Below are 17,615 nucleotides of genomic sequence, written 5' to 3' on the forward strand. Positions count from 1 at the left end.
CGCATCGGCGGTCCGATTTCGCTCTTTATTTTTGATCGGATCTGTATTTTTTCGAGATTCTTTTCCTCCCCATGCCCTATTCCTGGCCTACCTGCTTTCTGGTCTTCCTTTCGCTGATTTCATTTTCCGGATGCCAGCCGGCCTTGACCGAACCCGCTCCATCGAACCATACTTACTTTCCGTTAGAAGCGGGGCAGTACAGCATCTATAACGTGCAGGAAAATATGTACCCGCGTAGGGCAGCATCCACCCAACGGAATTACCAGATTAAGGAAGTGGTGGGTGATCCGTACATTAACGTAACCGGACAAACGGCCCATCGGCTCATCCGCTACCGGCGTTCTATTGATAGCCAGCCCTGGCAGGCCGACTCGGTCTGGTCGGCCCGAATCGTCATGAATGAAGCCATTCGTACGGAGAATGGCCAGGATTTTGTTAGCTTACTATTGCCAGTCAGAAACGGATCAAGCTGGAACGGCAATCGATACAACACGGGTGGGCAAGATGAGTACGAACTACGCAACGCCGGCCAGCCTTTTCGCGTATTGGAGAAGTCGTTTGATGAAACGGTAACCGTTGTTGCCCAGGACGATTCGACGCTGGTTTCGCAGGAGAAACGAATGGCGGTATACGCCCGGCAGGTTGGGCTGATTTATAAAGAACGAACGTATTATCAATTTTGTACCAATAGTCCAGGTTGCATCGGAAAGAACCAGATTGATTATGGCATTCAACAAGTGTACCGTATCCAAACGTACGGAAAGGAATAAAACGGTCTGGCTTCTGCTGGTGCTGTTGTGCTGCCAGCTGAGTAGTTTCGGGCAAACCACCCGCAAATACCTAGTGCTGCTGCGCGACAAAGCCAACTCGCCCTACAGCATCAGCCGCCCGGAACAGTTTCTGTCGCAACGTTCCATTTTACGTCGGCAAAAGCAGGGCATTGCAACACTGGAACGCGACTTGCCCGTCAATCCTACCTACGTAACGCAACTTCAGCAGGCTGGAGCGAAAGTCTGGTTCACTTCCCGCTGGCTCAATGCTGTGCTGGTCGAAACCAACGATGCGACACTGGCTGCTATACAGAAACTTTCGTTTGTAAACGGGCTGGAATTTGGCCGGTCCCTGGCTACGGCCCGCCCAAGTGCCGAAGCCCATACTATATCCGTCGGAAAGCTGGAGTCCTCGGCCAGTACAAGCGATACGGCCTTGAATTATGGCAACTCACAGGCGCAGATTACCCAGCTCGGGGTCGACAAAATGCACCAGCTGGGCTATCATGGTGAAGGGATGCTCATCGGCGTGCTGGATGCCGGTTTTCTGAACGGCAACAACGTAGGCTTTCTAAAACCGGTTCTGGATGAGCAGCGAGTTGTGTCGACCTACGATTTTGTAAAGAAAGAAACGAGCGTGTACGAAGATGATTCCCATGGGCTTTCTTGCTTATCGGCCATTGCCGCCACCGCCGACAAACAACTGTACGGAACGGCGTATAAAGCGTCGTTTATTTTACTTCGTACCGAAGATGCCGCTACGGAAAAACAGATTGAGGAGGCAAACTGGCTAATTGCGGCCGAATATGCCGACAGTGCGGGCGTCGACGTGATCAGTTCATCGCTGGGATACACGCAGTTCGATGATGCCACCACCAGCTACACCTACCAGAATATGGACGGAAAAACGGCCTTGTCCAGCCGGGCGGCCCAGATTGCTACCCAGACGGGTATGGTCGTTGTGGTGGCGGCTGGCAATGAAGGCAGCAATGCATGGCATTACCTGTCGGCGCCGTCTGATGCCGCATCGGTACTGGCGATTGGTGCCGTTACGCAAACCGGTCAACGCGCTTCATTCAGTTCATTTGGCCCTTCGGCGGATCAACGGGTAAAACCCGACTTGGCAGCTCGCGGACAGGGAACCATCATTGGCAGTCCGGGTGGGCAAATCGTATCGGGCAACGGCACCTCTTTTGCTACCCCTTTGGTCGCAGGTCTGGCGGCTGGCTTCTGGCAGGCTCACCCCCGTTTAACAGCCGCTCAGGTAACGGATGCCCTTCGCCGGTCGGGGAGTCAGTTCGGTGCCCCCGATGATCAGTTGGGTTACGGCATTCCAAATTTCGAGCGGGCTTCGGTTCTGGCTGATTCCTACGGTCAGTTGCTGGTCTATCCAAATCCGTTCAGCGATGCCGAAGCCCTGGGCGTGCAATGGGGAGATGTTCAGGCAAATGCCCCTCTGGATGCTACACTGACCAATGCAGCCGGCCGGATCATCTGGCAAAATCGCTATACCTCGCCCGGAGTGAGCGCGTTCACCTTACCCAGTCTGAATTTGTCCGCCGGGATGTATTTCATGACCCTCATTTCGGGTGATAAAAAACGTACAGTAAAGCTGATTAAGCTGTAACAAGGCTTTGGTACAAGCGCTGAAGAGCTGTTGCAATTGCTTTGTGAATGATGAATTGGGAAATCGGCTAAGAATTAAATAGATCCGGGCGGCTGTAATGACCAATCACGTCGAAATCAAGCTTACTTTTTATCACTTCGTCCAGATCCAGATCGGCGATCAGGATACCTTCCTCATCCCACAACGGCCCCGCTAAAAATTCGCCTTGTGGTGAAACAATGGCACTACCTCCCCTACTCAGTACGGGCTCATCGTCGGTCAGCATCGACTGGTAATCGTCGGGATAATCGTGTCGGGTGAAATACTGATTGCATCCCAGTACGAAGCAACGGCCCTCACAGGCAATGTGCTGGAGCGTGGCAGGCCAGCTGGGGCGGGCATCGGCGGTGGGCGCCAGGTAGAGTTGCGGAGCCTGCTGATAGATGCGCATTCGGGCCAGGGGCATGTAGTTTTCCCAACAAATCAGGCCACCCATCCGCCCAACGCTCGTATCAAACGTTTGCAGGGAATCCTTTCCCGTTCCTTCCGCCCACACCAACCGTTCAATACCGGTAGGTTTAATTTTCTGATGCTTCCCAAGATACCCGTCCGTCGGTGATATGTAGATCAGGGTACAGTACAGGCTCCCGTTCAGGCTGTCGCGTTCTGTTACACCAATAGCCAGATACACGCCATTGGTACGAGCAATTTCCTCCAGTCGACTTAACTCCGGGCTGGGGAGTTGCAGGCTATTCTGCCAGTACGTTTTATAGAGTTCACGACCGGCCTCTGTTCGCGATCCTATGGTTGCCCCGAACGTAAATTTTCGGGGATAGCCAGGAATGAACGACTCCGGAAAAAGCAAAAACTGGCACCCCTTCTGCGCCCCTTCAACAACCAGTGTCTCCAGTTTATCAATTGTTCTTGTGATGTCGAAGAACACGGGCGTTGCCTGAACCACCCCTACTTTTACCTGCATGATCTTATGCTTGATTGGCTACGGGTCTGGGGGAAATAAAAATCGACAGCCAGACCCGGCGGGCTAGCCGAAAGAAGTAAGGTGTCAATAGGATCAGGGTGGGTACCAGCCCGACCAGGTAATAGTCCAGATCAATGTCCAGCCAGCTTACAAAGATAAAGAACGTCAGTAGCGTATAAATGGTGTATAACGCATAACTCACAAACATCGACGCCCAGTAAAAGCCAGGTTCGGGCATGAAATTTTCGTCACAATGCGGACAATGATCGTGCATTTTATCGAAATTCCAGCTGAATGCGCTATTCGAGACGAAGAAGTTACCCTCCTGACAACGAGGGCATTTATTATTTAATATGCTGTACAAACGACTATGGTTGGCTGACATAATGCTATCGATTTTAGGCTGATTGTGGTAGAAACCAGCGTATCATACTGGTCTTTTCTCTTGAGGCAAAGGTACCCAAATCCTGGCTGGCCCCGAAAGACAGATCAAGTCGTGTATAGCACAAATCAACGATTACTGGGTTTATAAGTTTGCCCCTCCGACCGCAAAAACAGCCTCGGATCTTGTGGAAACGGGGTAAAAATAAACGGGTCAACTGTGCAGACAATTGACCCGTTTTACGTTACTCGATCCGCTCAGTTACCGATCGTTGTGCTATCTGTTCTGCGTTTCTTAACGTAGTAGTCATCCGTCGACACGGACGGTCTGGGTTCGCTTACCCGTTGCACTTTGTAATTCCGGTCGGCCAGACTCGCCGAGGGTGTATGATCAATCTGAATACCGCCAGCTGGTTGCTGATTGGGCATCTGGTTTTTGTAATTAGCCAGACGCGCATCCGTAGCAACAGGTTGCTGCACGGCAACACCTGCTTTGCTCTCCTGACGCCGGGCGGCCGCAGCCATATTCGGATGCTTATAGTTATGGGTCGAATACATCGGATTGTTCAACGGCTTGCGGCCGCCGTTATCCTGCGAAAAAGCTTGCTCTGACAACGCCAGTAGGCTGATGCCAGCAAGCATAAATACGATCGATTTCATGGCTATCTCTATGGTTTTGTTGTCCAACAAATCTAAGACTCTGTTGAATTAAAAAACAATTAAAATAGCTACTATATTTCTAGTTTTTTACATTTTTTCGCACCATTCTTAAAATTGACTCCGAATCTGTTAAATTTTCTACCGTTTTTACAGAAAACCATTGAATATTCGTTATTTCGTCAGAATTGCCAAACGCTTCCAGTGGGTCCGCTTCGAGCAAAAAACGAATGTCGTAGTGCAGGTGCGCCGGAACACCTTTTCTGACTGGAATTTCGTGAACATCAACGTCGAAAATACCATCGGATACCAGCTTTAACGAGGCCAGTCCGGTTTCTTCGCGGGCTTCGCGCAGGGCTACCGCAGCTACATCAGGATCGCCATCAGCATGTCCGCCGGGCTGTAACCATCGATCAAGTTTCCGATGATGAATGAGTAACACCTGCTGACGATCAGGGCTGACAACCCAGGCCGACCCTGTGATATGACCAATCAACAAGGCCCGATCGAAGCAGTTGGGATATGTCCGAACAAACGCAAGGGTAGCCTGTGTCATCGACTGTTCGAGCGCATCAGCAGGGCTATGTTTTTGCAGTAGAACGAGCAATGGGTCGCGGTGCATATAGTTGGTTATTTGCGTAAAAAAGTCGCAATTTGGGGCAGATTTTCAAATAGTCTATCGACAATCATGCGCAAACTTTCGCTTACAGCCGTTACTTTTTGTTTAGCCGCTCAACTGGCCACCGCCCAGATTAAATTACCGTCACCCAGCCCCGGCGCATCAGTTATGCAAACCATAGGCACAACCGATTTGACCGTAACATACTCCCGGCCAAGTCTGAAAGGGCGCACTCCATTCGTCGGCTCGTTCGTTCCGGCGGGCAAAGTCTGGCGCACCGGTGCCAATGGCGCTACGGTTTTTACCACCTCAACTGATTTGATGGTAAACGGCAAAACCTTACCAGCGGGTAGCTATTCGATTATGTCGATTCCAACCGCCGACGCGTTTACGCTGATCTTCAACAAAGACAAAGCCGTTACTGAAGCGTCGTACAAGCAAGCCGACGACGTGTTGCGGGTAGACCTGAGCCCTCAGGCAAACGACGAAAAAATCGAAACCTTTACCATTGGTTTCGGCGACTTGACCGATAGCACGGCTAAACTGAATTTCATGTGGGCCAATTCGAAAGCCAGCGCTGACCTGCGCGTTGACGTAAACGCCAACGCGGCCGCCAATGTAGACAAAGCCGTAGCCGACAAACCCGACGATGCGGCTGTGTTACAGGCCGCGGCCAACTACAATCTCTCGAAAAACCGCAACCTGGAGCAGGCATTAACGTGGATCGATAAGTCAATTTCCCTGAAAGAAACCTACCGCAATCTGTACGTAAAATCGCAGATTCTGGGCAAAATGGGTAGATACACGGATGCGGTTCCCGTGGCGCAAAAGGCGCTATCAATGGGTCAGTCGTCCAATGATTCGGCGTTTCCGTTCTTCAAGGAAGGCATCGAAAAAAGCATTGAGGAATACACCGCTAAAATTCCCAACATGCCCGGTATGAAAAGCGGAAAGGGTAAGAAAAAGGCGTAAGCGACCGCCTGATCTCCAGACAAAGCAGCCCGGTCCGAACGTTCGGACCGGGCTGCTTTATACTTCTCAATTTCGTTACGCCTTAGTCGTTCGGGGCATGATTTGCTGCAACACCCAGGCAATGCCCACAACCAGCAGACACCCGATGGCGTTGAGCCATAAGAAAGCGGTCAGATCCAGATACCAACTCACAATGACCAGTATCTCGGCCAGTATCGACGCCCAGAACGTAGCCCGGCCTCCAATTGATTTGACGTAAAAAGCCACGACGAATACACCAAGAATGACGCCGTAAAACAACGACCCCAGAATATTGACGGCTTCAATCATACTACCCAACCGATTAGCAAACTGGGCGACAATAATGCAAAATACCCCCCACCCTACGGTAGACCAGCGCGACACATTCAGGTAATGCGCGTCGTCGGAATCACTCTTGATCAGTCGTTTGTAAATGTCAACAACGGTTGTCGAGGCCAGCGAATTATAAGCGGAAGCGATACTCCCCATCGACGCGCTGAAAATGACGGCGATCAGCAAACCGATCAGTCCATGCGGCAGGTAATCGAGTACGAACCGCAGAAAAACGTAATTAACATCGTTGACATCGGCCGATGGATTATTCTGCTGAATGAGCTTGGTCACGTCCGTTTTCACGGCCTTCAGGGCTTCATCCGTCTGGCGCAACATCGTACCGGCCGCATCCTGCGCAGCTTCATTATCTGTTTTCAGAGCCACCTGCATAGCCTGCACCGCCCGTTGCCGCTGCCCCGTCAGGTTCTGGTGCTTTATTTCGGCCAACTGGTAGGCAGACGCGTACTTACTTTGCTTCAGGCGGTCGGTTTCCTGTTTGTTGAAGAAGGTAGGCGATGGGTTGTATTGATAAAAGACAAACACCAGCACACCCACCAGCAGAATTAGAAACTGCATGGGCACTTTTAACAGCCCATTCATCAATAACCCCAGCCGACTTTGCCCAATGGACTGTCCGGTCAGGTAGCGCCCCACCTGCGACTGGTCGGTGCCGAAGTACGATAGCTGAAGAAAGAAACCACCAATCAAACCCGACCACAGATTATAACGGCTATTGGGGTCAAATTTAAGGTCGATCAGGTTCATACGTCCGGCCTCACCCGCAATGTGTAACGCATCGACAAACCCAACGCTTTCCGGCAACATCTTAACGGTCAGGTAGCCAGCCAGTCCCATAGCCAGGGTAACAATGGCCATCTGCTGAAGGTGTGTGTACGAAATGGCCTTTGTGCCACCCGTTACGGTGTAGACGAGCACGATGCCCCCCATGAGCAGATTTGTCCAGTAAATATTCCAGCCCAGAATGGTTGACAGGATAATGGCCGGGGCGTAGATCGACAAACCTGTCGACAGGCCACGTTGCAGCAGAAAAAGACCGGCGGTAAGAGTTCTTACACGGGCATCAAAACGGGTTTCCAGAAATTCGTAGGCCGTGTAAATACGCAGCTTATGGAAAATAGGAACGAACGTAACAGACAGCACAACCATAGCCAGCGGCAGGCCAAAATAGAATTGTACAAACCGCATGCCGTCCGTAAAGCCCTGCCCCGGTGCCGACAAAAATGTGACGGCGCTGGCCTGCGTTGCCATAACCGAAAGCCCGACATGGTACCAGGGCAACGATTGCCCGGCCAGCAGGTAATCGTCCATGCTGCGGCTGCCCCGACTGCGCCACAACCCATAGGCAATGATACCCACCAGCGAAAACGCCAACACGCTCCAGTCGAGAACACTCATGACAGCCAGCGCATTAACAGGTAGAAAAACACAATTTCGGCAACCAGGCTACCAATCACGATAGTATAGAGTTGCGTCCATGAGCGAGCAAAAGGCGGCAGATCAGAAGGGTTTTCGGGCATGTAGGGATGACTTATCTGACAATAACGGCGAAAATAGCGGAAATCGGTGTATCGTCTTCGATATTACCCAGCCAGCAACTCATTTACCCCTGTTCGGTCCATTGCTCTCGTTCAATCAAGATCGCCTAAAAAATAACCCGCCTGACTGCATGCACAGTCAGGCGGGTTGATAGTAAACCTATAATTAACTACAGCGGGTTCTGCACAATTTTGGGGTTCGCGTTGATCTCGCGCCGTGGAATCAGGAATTCCCATTGATTATCACCAGCCGGTACATCGAAGATCACCACGACAGCACTGCTGATATTCGTCGTACCGTTTCGGTTCAGCGGCTGGTTCATGCGTTTCAGGTCCGTAAACCGGAAGCCTTCACCCCAAAGCTCGATGCGTCGTTGAAACAAAATCTCGTCTACCAACGCCGTACCTGTTTTGGTTGACTTTACGTACGACGGATCGCGCTTGCTGACCAAATCGAATAAAGCAGTAGCCGCCAGAGCGGTATTGCCGGACCGTGCCTGCGCTTCGGCTTCGATGAGGTACATCTCCGCAGCCCGCATGTACGGAACGTCGCCCATGGTGCTGGTCGATGGTGTACCCGGCAACCGAAACTTCTGGTTCAGGTAAGGGACCCGCACACCACCCGTGGGCACAACCGAGTTAGCCGTTGTTGGCGTTTTAACCCACATCTTCGACCGCACATCCGCCGTGGGAATCTGGTCGTAGAGCAGACTATTGATGGATTTCGGCGTCGCCCGAATGTTCGTCGAGTTGAAGTTCGACGACATGTACGAATGAAACGCCCCAAACGTTTCTGACTGATCTTCAACGTGATCAAAGCCCCACATCCACTCGGGATTGCTGATATCCGAAAAGCCTTCCTGGTACTGAGCAACGCTCATCAGCGTATACGACTTGCGGGCTTCAGCGGCATATTTGGCGGCATCGGCCCAGTTTTGCTGCGCTAAAGCTACCCGCGCCTGAAAGCCCTTGATCACGTCGAGGTTGATGTGCGATTTAAAGCTGCGGGTACTGGTCAGCAGCGTTGCAGCATCGGTCAGATCTTTGTTAATCTGCGTATATACGTCTTCTACCGTAGCCCGGGCTGATCCTTCCGTCACTGGGGTTAGCACCAGCGGCACGCCAAGCTGGCTATTGGGTTTAGCAGCCGCGTCGTACCGCTTACCGAAGAGCTGCACCAAGTTGAAATACGAGAAAGCCCGAATACCGAGTGCCTCGCCTTTCACCTGGTTTCGCTCAGCTTGCGTGCCAGCCGCATTATCAATGTTAGCAATCGCAATATTGGCATTGCCAATGAGCCGGTAGTATAACTGATAAGGCAACTGGTCACCCGTAGAGTTCTCATCGCGGTGGGCCAGCCAGCGAGTTTCATTCACATGCCAGGTATTCGATGTGTTACTGATTACCACATCTTCACCGAGCACATCCTGAATGATCATCATGGCTGGGTGGCCAAAGTGCCCCTGTGAGCTCAAGTACCGGACAACCATGGCCCGGTAAATTCCGTTGATGGCCGCACTGGCATTTTTCGTGGTAGAGAAGGCCGCACTGGCATCAATGCTACCGGTGGGGGCCGTATCCAGATAATCTTTTTCGCACGACGTGGTCAGCAGACTCAATGCCATTCCAAGCGTCAGAAATTTTAGTTTCATGAGTTGATGTTTCGGTTCTTAAAGCGTAAATGAGACGCCCAATACTAAGCTCTTGGCCGGGCTGAATGCGTTGCTGGTTACGCCACTAAATTGCTGCTGCACATTCATGCCTGTCCGGCGCGACAGGAAAAAGAAGTTTTCGCCACTCACGTAAACCTGAGCGTTTTCCAGGAATAGTTTACGAGCGACAATGGTTGGCAACGAGTATGATAACGTTACGGAACGTATGTTCAGATAGCTGGCATCAATCAACCAACGATCTGACGCGGCATCGAAATCGGTAGTCCGGCCCGCATCCATCCGGGGCACGTCAGTAATATCGCCGGGCTTCTGCCAACGCTTCAGAATGTCGACGCTTTTCGCGCTACCGTAGCCACCTGAACTCATTAAACCAGCATAAGCACCATCGTAGGTTTTACCGCCCAACTGGTACACAAACAGCGCCGTGAGCGAAATTCCTTTGTACGTAAACTTATTCGTAAACCCGCCCGACAGCGCCGGAATAGATGATCCGTTGTAATGATAACGGGCGTTGTTCACACTGGTCGTTAGCGTATCGCCCGTTTCTGTGATGCGTGAGTTAGATGCTACGTAACTAGCCGCCCGGTATTGAGCCTCACCCGTGGCTGGATTCACACCCCTGTATTCCCGTAACCAGTAGTCATAGATGGACTGGCCAACGGCGAGTTTTTTAGTTCCGTCAATAATTTCGGGATTCTCATCCGGCATTTTCGTGATCCGGTTCTTAATGCGGGTAGCATTCATGTCGAGACGCCAGGTAAAGTCCTTTGTGCGAATCGGTTCAACACCTAATTCGATCTCCATACCCCGGTTATACATCGTTCCAATGTTGCGCGTGACCGTCGATATTCCCGCCGATAACGGTAACGGCACGGCAAAGATCAGGTTTGACGAACGGCGGTCGAAGTATTCAACCGTACCCGAAACCCGCCCTTTAAACAGACTGAATTCAAGGGCTGCGTCAAAAGCGTTACTGGACTCCCACTCCAGATTACGGTTACCCAGGCTCGTTTGCAGAATGCCCGCTTCTGATGCGTTATTCCAGCTACCCAGTCCGTACAACGCCTGCCAGGCGAAATAACTAATGGTATTATCCTGTGCCGATTGGCCCGTAGTACCCCCTCCATCGTTACCCGTCTGTCCGTAAGATGCTCTCAATTTGAGCGCATTGATCGTTGGAATTGACCGCAGAAAGTTCTCCTGGTCGATACGCCAGGCCCCACTAACGGAATAGAAGGTTCCCCAACGGGCATCCTGATAGAACTTGCTGGAGCCATCGCGTCGAACCGAAGCCGAAAGGAAATATTTCTGATCGTAATCGTAATTGATCCGCGAGAAGTACCCTTCTACCCGACGCATGAAGGAAACTGAAGCCAGGTTTGTGGTGGTCGTGAAATTGACCAATTCATAGTTGCCCTCCACAATTTGCTGTGTACGCGCTCCTTCCAGATTGTTATCGCCCACCTGAAAGTTTTCGTGACCAAGTAACACCTCGACATTGTGCTTCCCGAACGACTTGTTGTAATTCAACAACTGGTTAAGGTTGAAGCTGTTGATATTCTGAAATTCGTGCGTCGCCCGACCCGCCGGAGCACCGTCCCCAATTTCCGGGTTCCAGAACGTGTAGGTATTCGTATTCGTAAGATCCGCACCAATATTCGCGGTAAACTTAAAGTCGTTTAAAAACGAAATTTCGGCATAGCCCCTGGCACTCAGTACATTCCGACGAAAATAGTTCTGATTTAACAGCGTTTCGGCAATAGCGTGCCGCCCCCCGTACTGCGGTCTGGATGGTAAGCCCAGCGCGGTCAGGTTGCCATAATCCCAGCGTCTGTTCCCGTTGGGCAACGTTAGGAACTGACCTGGATTGTTTGGATCGTACGCATAGACGGGGTAGATAGGTCCCATGTTACGCGAAAAGAAGAATGGATTAACGAATGACGTACTACCTGTGTTGCCCCCCGCATCTGCCTGGTTCGATTTCGTAAACGTTGCCGCCAGGTTTGCACCCGTCCGTAACCAGGGTTTCATTTGCGAATTGACGCTGAGTCGGCCCGTAACACGGTTGAAGTCCGATCGAATCAAGTAGCTCTTATCGCTCAGGTATGACAACGACATAAAATAATCCGTCTTGTTCTGACCACCCGCAAAGCTTACGTTCAACTCATCCCGGTTTCCCTGGCGGGTCAGTGGTTTCTCCCAGTTCAGATCATCGGGCGAAAACTTCAGTTGTGCGTTGGGATTCATCTGACCGTTAACATCGACGACCTGATTGTCCGCTACGTTATATACGTTATAGCCAACCAGGCTGATCAGCCGGTTTGTAGCATCCTGACTGGCGGTAGCCAGAGCGACCGGGTTTGTAGTGCGATAGGCAATACTGTTGCGGTAGGTTTCCCACATGAGCGGGTAATATTCCCCGACATCTACCCGCTCGTACTCCGGTAAGCCCCTAGTGCTTATTCCTTTCGTGTAGCGAACGTTGATCGAACTACGATCTTTCTGACCTTTTTTTGTGGTCACAACCACCACCCCGTTAGCAGCACGCGCTCCGTACAATGCCGTCGACGCAGCATCTTTCAGGACCGAAATATTATCAATGTCGTTCGGGCTGATGTTCGAGATATCCCCCGAATACGGAATTCCGTCCACTACATACAGTGGATCATTACCCGAAGAGATCGAGCCAAAGCCCCGAATACGAATAAGCGGAGATGCGCCGGGCTGTCCATTGCCGGCGGTTGTTTGAACCCCCGACACGGCTCCCGACAATGCCTGAGCCAGGTTATTCACAGGACGATCCTGAATTTGGGTCGGTGAAAGCGTACCGGCCGAGCCGGTGAAAGAGGCTCGCTTGGCGGTACCGAACGTTGTGACGATAACTTCGTCCAGATTAGACGCATCGGGCACCAGCATAACAGCAATGGTCGATTTATTGCCGATCGCCACTTCCTGCGAAGCAAAGCCGATAAAACTAAAGACCAGACTACCAGTAGCCGGTACGTTTAATCGGTAATTCCCTTCAGCGTCGGTCGTAGTACCACGGGTGGTTCCCTTGAGCTGAACGCTCACACCCGGCAAGCCGGATTTGTCTTCTGATGACGTAACGCGTCCCGTCACTAGATTGTCCTGCGCCAGCACCGGCAAACTGAACAGGAGTGTAAATAGCCAGATGGCTGATAAAATTTTCTTCATGAAGTGTGACCAGATTAAATGCTTTTTAACGCCTTTTTAATACTGACCGCAAAATTACATGATAATCGCAAAATGCAACATATTGTATTTTAATATTTCTCTATCTACATATTTAATATGGCATTTCACTATTTTTTCACAATCCAATGAATGTATATTAACTTTTTACTTTTTGGGTGCTGCTACTCAAACCGGCCACAGTCAACTTTTTAAAGCGTATAGAGACTTGGCATTGAAATAGGCGCATTATTTCTTTGTTTATAAATACTACTTGGTTCCATTCAGTGACTAATAAATACTGATCAATAAGTAGTTACTATAGTCGATTGGCCCAATAAAATTCAAGACAATTCATCTTCACGAAATCTTTTTTCGTCTCTACGCCAAAATGCCGGATAAATAACCCGCTTTTTTGAATCCAATCTGATCACACAATACCACTGAGATGGAATAAAAAAGAGCCTGTCTGGTCCAAGTCGCAACAGTGTACTGTTGCGACTTGGACCAGACAGGCTCGCACCTAATCAGCAGGCAAATTGGAGAAGAGTAGAGGCAGGCCCGCTTACCTAGTTACGTCCGATAATCAGGTTATACGCAATGTACGGATAAACGTATGTTTGAGGGCGGGGCTGATAGTAGCCATACAGGTATGAATAATAAGCCTGCACAACACCCAGCACACCAATATCGAACGCGTGTCGGCTACGGTTCAGGCGAAGCGCTACGGATAACTCCGCATTAGTACCGCCCCGGTAAGGGTTCAGGTAAAAGGTGTTGTCGCTGAGAAACGTCAGGTTATGCGAGATTTTATGCATTACTCCCGCTGTTACGTAAGTCGTCTTGCCGCTCAGACTGTTTCCGGGGTAGAGCCGCATCCCGTAGCCGAGAGTAGCATTTCGCTGGCTGTTGCCAAACGACATAAGTCCCTGAAACACTAATTGCTGGTTTATTCTGAAGTAATACCCCCGCTGGCTGGGCTGATAGATGGCATTGACGCCAACCCGAAACTGCTCGCCGATGGGAAACGTCAACTTGCTGTTGATGCGGATTGTGGCCCCCAGTATCGTTTCCCGTGCGCCGTTTTCGGCATTGATTATTCCGAAGAATGGGTTTACGTTGACGCCAATACTCAGGTTACGCGAAACACCGTACTGAAATTCATTCAGCAACAGGAACGTGTTTCGGTAGTACAAGCGCCCTTTCTCGGCATTGTAGGCCGCCTGACCCGTCAATAGCCAGGGCGAGAACCGATTTGGAAACGCACGTTCGGCAACCTCCGACAGCGGAACGGGTTCGGCCTGCGTTTGTACCGAATCGACCCGAACGAGCAGTTCCGGCTCGAAGTAGGTTAGCTGCCCGTTCTGCTTCCGGACGGTTATCATGGTGCTGTCGCGCCTGACGAATTTCCCGCGGAGATTCGTGCCGTCTTTCAGAATGAATACCGTGTAGGGCAACTCCCCGGACGCCGGTGGTGTAGGCCGCTCGGTCGGGCGACTGGCGGAAACAGAGACGACCTGATCGGCCTCTACGTACGACATATCGCCGTTTGATTTTCGTACCGAAATGATCGAGCTGTCCTGACGCACAATATGCCCGCGCAACGTTGTACCATCGCGCATAATCAGGTACGAATGCTTACGTTCCGTATCCTGTGGGGTAACGTTGATCCGCTGGGCCAGTAAAATTGTGGGGCTCAGTAACAAGGCAAGGAGAACTGTTTTCATGGCTGGAGGTGTTGACTTTTGCAGAGACAATATTGATCATTCTAGCATGCACACGGTGACAAACCGGCAATTATTTTTTCAGCATATAGCCCAGACCTCCGATTTTCCGCTAGGGTTGGAAATCGACCGGGCCGAGGGCGTTTTTCTTTACGAGAACGGTGGCCAGACCGCCTACATGGACCTGATTTCGGGCATCGGCGTAAGCAATATCGGGCATCGGCATCCCCGCGTTCTGGCAGCTATTCATAATCAGTTGGATAAGTACCTTCACCTGATGGTTTATGGCGAATACGTCCAGACGCCCCAGACGGAGCTTGCCCAAGCACTCGCTGACACCTTACCGTCCAGCCTGAATACAGTTTACTTCACGAACTCCGGTACCGAAGCCGTTGAGGGCGCGATGAAACTGGCCAAGCGCTACACGGGTCGCCGTGAAATCATCAGTTGCTTTAACGCCTACCATGGGTCAACCCAGGGCGCCTTGTCGCTTTCCGGCGATGAGAACTTCAAACGAAACTATCGCCCGCTGCTACCCGATATCCGGCATATTCAGCACGGAAACTGGGCTCACCTTTCGCAGATTACGCAGCGAACGGCCACCGTTGTGATGGAAGTTATTTGTGGCGAAGCGGGAGTCCGCGTTCCCGACGCAGCCTATTTGCAGGCTGTCCGCCAACGCTGTTCGGACGTGGGTGCCCTGTTGATTTTCGACGAGATACAGACGGGTTTTGGCCGGACGGGTACCTTCTGGGCGTTCGAAGCCTTCGACACCATTCCGGATATACTACTGTGTGCCAAAGGCATGGGGGGCGGTATGCCCATCGGTGCCTTCATCAGTTCGGCCAAGATCATGAGCGTATTCCGAAACAACCCGATTCTCGGACACATCACTACGTTTGGCGGGCACCCGGTTTCGTGCGCATCCTCCCTGGCGACGCTACAGGTCATTCAGGACGAAAAACTCCATGAACAGGCCGAAGCGAAAGGAGAGCTAATTAAGCAGCTACTGGTGCATCCGGCCATTCGGGAGGTGCGCGGCAAAGGACTGATGCTGGCCGTTGAGTTTGACTCGTTCGACATTCTGAAACCCGTCATTGATCGAGCCATCGAAAAGGGCGTTATCACCGACTGGTTTTTGTTCTGTAATAATTCCATGCGGATTGCCCCCCCGCTGATCATCACGGAAGACCAGATTCGGGAAGCCTGCGCCATTATTCTGGACGCGATTAACGGGTAATTTTTTTTCGACAGGATTGACAGGATGAACAGGATTGCGGTTTATTAAATCCTGTTCATCCTGTCGAAACTTTTTAAGGAAACAGGACGGTGAGCGTTCCAACGAGAAGGGCAATACCAAAGATGATTGCCAGACCAATAATGACGGTCTTAAATAAACTACCTGAATTTTTAGGAATTTGGCCAGCCATATAGTCAAGCTTATTGTAGGTTGTAAAACGAGATTATTGAGGCTTGTTAAACTCAAATCTCCTCCAAAGTATTTTATAACGGAATATTGCCGTGTTTCTTCTTGGGCAATGTCACCACTTTGTTTTCCAGCATAGTAAACGCCCGGATAAGCTTCTGGCGAGTCTGGTCGGGCATGATAACCTCATCGATATAGCCCCGGTTGGCAGCCCGGTACGGGTTGGCAAATTTCTCGGTATAGTCCAGCACTTTCTCCTGCAACTTGGCCTGCGGGTCATCGGCTTCGGCAATTTCGCGTTTGAAAATGATCTCGGCGGCTCCGCTGGCCCCCATGACGGCAATCTCGGCCGACGGCCAGGCATAGTTCATATCGGCCCCGATGTGTTTGGAGTTCATTACGTCGTAAGCCCCCCCGTAGGCTTTGCGCGTGATGACCGTTACGCGGGGCACGGTGGCTTCGCAGAACGCATACAGCAATTTGGCGCCGTTGGTAATGATGCCGTTCCATTCCTGATCGGTGCCGGGCAGAAAACCGGGTACATCTTCGAGTACCAGCAAGGGCACGTTGAAACAGTCGCAGAAACGCACAAACCGAGCCGCTTTGGTACTGGCGTGAATATCGAGCACCCCGGCTAAGACCGCAGGCTGGTTGCCCACTACCCCAATACTCCGCCCGCCAATTCGGGCAAAACCCACAACAATGTTTTCGGCAAAATTCCGGTGAACTTCCAAAAAGCTACCGGTATCAACTAGTTCCTCAATCACTTCCCGCATGTCGTAGGGCTGGTTGGGGTTGGCAGGAATAATGTTGTTGAGCTTCGGCCTTGCTTCGTCGGTGGGTTCGTAAACCAGCCTGGGCGGTTCATCTTCGCAATTTTGCGGAATGTAGCTCAACACCTGTTTAATGTTTTGAATGCAGGTGAGTTCGTTTTCGCAGGAAAAGTGCGTTACCCCCGATTTAGTGCTGTGGGTGCTGGCACCACCCAGTTCTTCGGCCGTAACGGTCTCATGCGTAACGGTTTTCACCACGTTGGGGCCCGTCACGAACATATAGCTGGTGTTCTCGACCATAAAAATAAAATCGGTAATGGCCGGACTGTATACCGCTCCCCCCGCGCAGGGGCCCATAACCGCCGACAGTTGGGGAATGACCCCCGACGCCCGCGTGTTCCGGTAAAAAATGTCGGCGTACCCCGCCAGCGACAGTACACCTTCCTGAATACGGGCGCCACCCGAGTCATTCAGACCGACCAACGGAGCCCCGTTTTGCAGCGCCAGGTCCATCAGTTTACAGATCTTTTCGGCATGGGTTTCGGACAGAGCGCCACCGAAAACGGTAAAGTCCTGCGCAAACACATAAACCAACCGACCATGTACCGTACCGTAACCCGTCACGACACCATCGCCCAGGTAGTGTTCCTTATCCAGTCCGAAATCGCGGGTGCGGTGCATGACAAACTTGCCAATTTCTTCGAATGAGCCTTCGTCAACCAACAAAGCGATCCGCTCGCGGGCGGTCAATTTCCCCTTTTTGTGCTGAGCATCAATACGGTGCTGCCCACCGCCAAGTTCGGCTTCGGCATTTTTCTGCGACAGAATATCCGCCTTGGATAGTTGAGGGATGTTGGCTTGATTGAACTCCTGAAGGGGTATAGTAGGCATGCCGTTGATCGTAAGTAAACGCGTGTAGACAAAGTTAATTTT

At 51.4% G+C, this 17,615-nt stretch carries 13 protein-coding genes; 4 read left to right on the forward strand and 9 right to left on the reverse strand.

The window, feature by feature from the left end:
• The first annotated feature begins 71 nt into the window (after positions 1–71).
• Positions 72–770 carry a hypothetical protein gene (locus ACYU87_RS02535; RefSeq protein ID WP_461132450.1) on the forward strand — a complete coding sequence of 233 codons (699 nt, stop codon included), beginning with the start codon at positions 72–74 and terminating at the stop codon, positions 768–770.
• The gene (locus ACYU87_RS02540) at positions 724–2,397 is read left to right on the forward strand and encodes a S8 family serine peptidase (protein WP_461132451.1); all 1,674 of its coding nucleotides are present in this window, start codon (positions 724–726) and stop codon (positions 2,395–2,397) included. The genes ACYU87_RS02535 and ACYU87_RS02540 overlap by 47 nt, the downstream gene beginning before the upstream one ends.
• Positions 2,398–2,464: 67 nt before the next feature.
• Here the strand turns inward: ACYU87_RS02540 and ACYU87_RS02545 are convergent, their stop codons facing one another.
• From ACYU87_RS02545 to ACYU87_RS02560, 4 genes are all read right to left on the reverse strand, one after another.
• Positions 2,465–3,355 (reverse strand): carbon-nitrogen hydrolase family protein, encoded by an 891-nt coding sequence (locus tag ACYU87_RS02545; RefSeq protein ID WP_461132452.1) that lies wholly within the window; start codon positions 3,353–3,355, stop codon positions 2,465–2,467.
• A 4-nt stretch (positions 3,356–3,359) separates the two neighbouring features.
• Positions 3,360–3,740: a DUF983 domain-containing protein gene (locus ACYU87_RS02550; protein WP_461132453.1), complete on the reverse strand. Its 381-nt coding sequence runs from the start codon at positions 3,738–3,740 to the stop codon at positions 3,360–3,362.
• Positions 3,741–3,994: 254 nt separating this feature from the next.
• A complete protein-coding gene (locus tag ACYU87_RS02555; RefSeq protein WP_461132454.1) occupies positions 3,995–4,396 on the reverse strand; it encodes a hypothetical protein in 402 nt (133 codons plus the stop codon).
• Positions 4,397–4,475: 79 nt separating this feature from the next.
• The gene (locus ACYU87_RS02560) at positions 4,476–5,015 is read right to left on the reverse strand and encodes an NUDIX hydrolase (RefSeq protein WP_461132455.1); all 540 of its coding nucleotides are present in this window, start codon (positions 5,013–5,015) and stop codon (positions 4,476–4,478) included.
• 66 nt (positions 5,016–5,081) lie between these two features.
• Between ACYU87_RS02560 and ACYU87_RS02565 the strand changes: the two genes are divergently transcribed.
• Positions 5,082–5,984, forward strand: coding sequence for a DUF2911 domain-containing protein (locus ACYU87_RS02565; RefSeq protein ID WP_461132456.1), 903 nt, complete (start codon positions 5,082–5,084; stop codon positions 5,982–5,984).
• Positions 5,985–6,059: 75 nt separating this feature from the next.
• On the opposite strand, the gene ACYU87_RS02570 is transcribed toward ACYU87_RS02565, so the two are convergent.
• The 4 genes from ACYU87_RS02570 to ACYU87_RS02585 all read right to left on the reverse strand — a co-directional run bounded on the left by ACYU87_RS02570 (position 6,060) and on the right by ACYU87_RS02585 (position 14,486).
• Entirely contained in the window at positions 6,060–7,754 is a 1,695-nt protein-coding gene (locus ACYU87_RS02570) for a sodium:solute symporter family protein (RefSeq protein WP_461132457.1), read from the reverse strand.
• A gap of 310 nt (positions 7,755–8,064) precedes the next feature.
• On the reverse strand, positions 8,065–9,546 hold the full coding sequence (locus ACYU87_RS02575; protein WP_461132458.1) for a RagB/SusD family nutrient uptake outer membrane protein: 1,482 nt from the start codon (positions 9,544–9,546) through the stop codon (positions 8,065–8,067).
• Between the two features lie 18 nt (positions 9,547–9,564).
• Positions 9,565–12,762 (reverse strand): SusC/RagA family TonB-linked outer membrane protein, encoded by a 3,198-nt coding sequence (locus ACYU87_RS02580; protein WP_461132459.1) that lies wholly within the window; start codon positions 12,760–12,762, stop codon positions 9,565–9,567.
• Between the two features lie 566 nt (positions 12,763–13,328).
• The gene (locus ACYU87_RS02585; protein WP_461132460.1) at positions 13,329–14,486 is read right to left on the reverse strand and encodes a hypothetical protein; all 1,158 of its coding nucleotides are present in this window, start codon (positions 14,484–14,486) and stop codon (positions 13,329–13,331) included.
• 46 nt (positions 14,487–14,532) lie between these two features.
• On the opposite strand from ACYU87_RS02585, the gene ACYU87_RS02590 reads away from it, so the two are divergent.
• Positions 14,533–15,723 (forward strand): aspartate aminotransferase family protein, encoded by a 1,191-nt coding sequence (locus ACYU87_RS02590; RefSeq protein WP_461132461.1) that lies wholly within the window; start codon positions 14,533–14,535, stop codon positions 15,721–15,723.
• Between the two features lie 263 nt (positions 15,724–15,986).
• On the opposite strand, the gene ACYU87_RS02595 is transcribed toward ACYU87_RS02590, so the two are convergent.
• Complete coding sequence (locus ACYU87_RS02595) at positions 15,987–17,573, reverse strand: acyl-CoA carboxylase subunit beta (RefSeq protein WP_461132462.1); 1,587 nt, start codon at positions 17,571–17,573, stop codon at positions 15,987–15,989.
• Positions 17,574–17,615: the final 42 nt, after the last annotated feature.

The organism is Spirosoma lituiforme (assembly GCF_054776635.1).

What these genes read in the sequence shown, in the direction of transcription:
- ACYU87_RS02555 (WP_461132454.1), bottom strand. Translation starts at nt 4,396, where the DNA reads ATGAAATCGATCGTATTTATGCTTGCTGGCATCAGCCTACTGGCGTTG.
- ACYU87_RS02550 (WP_461132453.1), bottom strand. Translation starts at nt 3,740, where the DNA reads ATGTCAGCCAACCATAGTCGTTTGTACAGCATATTAAATAATAAATGC.
- ACYU87_RS02585 (WP_461132460.1), bottom strand. Translation starts at nt 14,486, where the DNA reads ATGAAAACAGTTCTCCTTGCCTTGTTACTGAGCCCCACAATTTTACTG.
- ACYU87_RS02580 (WP_461132459.1), bottom strand. Translation starts at nt 12,762, where the DNA reads ATGAAGAAAATTTTATCAGCCATCTGGCTATTTACACTCCTGTTCAGT.
- ACYU87_RS02540 (WP_461132451.1), top strand. Translation starts at nt 724, where the DNA reads ATGGCATTCAACAAGTGTACCGTATCCAAACGTACGGAAAGGAATAAA.
- ACYU87_RS02535 (WP_461132450.1), top strand. Translation starts at nt 72, where the DNA reads ATGCCCTATTCCTGGCCTACCTGCTTTCTGGTCTTCCTTTCGCTGATT.
- ACYU87_RS02590 (WP_461132461.1), top strand. Translation starts at nt 14,533, where the DNA reads ATGCACACGGTGACAAACCGGCAATTATTTTTTCAGCATATAGCCCAG.
- ACYU87_RS02565 (WP_461132456.1), top strand. Translation starts at nt 5,082, where the DNA reads ATGCGCAAACTTTCGCTTACAGCCGTTACTTTTTGTTTAGCCGCTCAA.
- ACYU87_RS02560 (WP_461132455.1), bottom strand. Translation starts at nt 5,015, where the DNA reads ATGCACCGCGACCCATTGCTCGTTCTACTGCAAAAACATAGCCCTGCT.
- ACYU87_RS02595 (WP_461132462.1), bottom strand. Translation starts at nt 17,573, where the DNA reads ATGCCTACTATACCCCTTCAGGAGTTCAATCAAGCCAACATCCCTCAA.
- ACYU87_RS02545 (WP_461132452.1), bottom strand. Translation starts at nt 3,355, where the DNA reads ATGCAGGTAAAAGTAGGGGTGGTTCAGGCAACGCCCGTGTTCTTCGAC.
- ACYU87_RS02575 (WP_461132458.1), bottom strand. Translation starts at nt 9,546, where the DNA reads ATGAAACTAAAATTTCTGACGCTTGGAATGGCATTGAGTCTGCTGACC.
- ACYU87_RS02570 (WP_461132457.1), bottom strand. Translation starts at nt 7,754, where the DNA reads ATGAGTGTTCTCGACTGGAGCGTGTTGGCGTTTTCGCTGGTGGGTATC.